This window comes from Oceanisphaera marina, assembly GCF_014643915.1.
Classification (GTDB): Bacteria; Pseudomonadota; Gammaproteobacteria; order Enterobacterales; family Aeromonadaceae; genus Oceanimonas; species Oceanimonas marina.
The window spans coordinates 1-1406 of the sequence record NZ_BMKE01000057.1; the positions used below are offsets into that span (position 1 = coordinate 1).

Annotated in this window: 2 protein-coding genes; one reads left to right on the forward strand and one right to left on the reverse strand. The window is 52.3% G+C overall.

Annotation, left to right across the window (positions count from 1 at the left end):
• A partial coding sequence (locus IEW52_RS15855) for a hypothetical protein (protein WP_229668005.1) occupies positions 1-249 on the forward strand: 249 nt, incomplete at its 5' end.
• 54 nt (positions 250-303) lie between these two features.
• Here the strand turns inward: IEW52_RS15855 and IEW52_RS15520 are convergent.
• On the reverse strand, positions 304-1314 hold the full coding sequence (locus IEW52_RS15520) for an IS110 family RNA-guided transposase (protein ID WP_188630989.1): 1011 nt from the start codon (positions 1312-1314) through the stop codon (positions 304-306).
• Positions 1315-1406 lie beyond the last annotated feature (92 nt).

Consider the following 1406-nt stretch of genomic DNA (forward strand, 5'->3'; position numbering starts at 1 on the left):
TATATGGACACCTCGCTTTCTGCAAGTGGGGTTTCTGTTATTTTGGGTAATCAGGATAAAACTGCATACGTATATTCGGCCTGTTTTGATGAGCAAATTTTGTCTGCTCTGGCCTTAATGAGAACCGCGCCCTTGCAGCGTTATCGTCCCTACGGAATCCAGGTTCCGAGTGCTTGCTCAGCATTGGCAAGGGCCGGTCTTACCTGTTACCACATTAACGTCATTTCCACACGCAGGTCGACGGGGTGATGTAACCTGTTTTTCTTGCTAAACCCGTGTTTGCTTTACTGTCCTGCTGCTTATTCAGGCTGCACGGTAGTGTTCCTGCCTGACCAGCATCGCCCAGATAATACGGGCCAGTTTATTGGCAATGGCTATCGCCGCCTTCTGTTTGCCGCGTCGCTCAATCAGTGCTTTCGCCCACAAGGATAACCGGTCCTCCGCCTTGTCGGTATAGCGAATAATCGACCAGGCGCCTTGTACCAACAGCTTGCGCAGGTAGCCATTACCGCGTTTCGTAATACTGCCTAATCGCTGTTTACCGCCACTGGAATGCTCTTTCGGCACCAAGCCCAGGTTGGCGGAGAAATGACGGCCATTGCGGTAGTGACGAGCATTGCCAGCAAATGCGACCACAGCGGTAGCGGTGATATCGCCGACACCTTTGATTTCGGTCAGTCGCACGCAGTCTTCATGACCGCGACATTGTCGGCGAATATCCTTATCCAACGCCGCTATCGCCTCATTAAGTTGTCGCCATTCTTCCATCATGTCGTGAAAGTACTGCCGTGCCATGGGCGTCAGTTCATTGTCATCCTCCAGAATATCCGGCATGGTGGCCTGCAATGCCTCCTTGCCACGCGGCTGTACGATACCGTATTCATTCAATAGCCCGCGGAGCTGGCAAATAAGTCGGGTACGTGCTTCCACTCGACGTTCGCGGATGCGGTGAACCAGATTCATGTCAGTCTGTTCCAAGGTTCTGGGCGTGACCACGGTGATATTGGGTCGCCGTGCCGCTTCACAGATGGCGAAGGCATCGTTGCGGTCATTTTTGTTCCCTTTGACAAAGGGTTTCACATGCTGGGGTGGCAACAACTTCACCGTGTAACCCCGCTCCTGTAGGGTTCGCCCCCAGTAATTAGAGCCACTGCAGGCTTCCATGGCAATGGTCACGCCGGGATGTTGTGCCAAGAAATCAAGCAGATTCGCGCGCCGGATTTGGCGATTAAATACCGCCTTGCCCGCTTGATTCACGCCACAAACCTGGAACACATTCTTTGCCAAATCGATACCTATCAGCGTAATGTTCATAGTGGACACCTTTTGTGATGATATTTGAGTGGGTAACCCAAATATGGCGCGTAATGACGCCGGTTGCACAAGAGGTGTCCATCTCATCATCC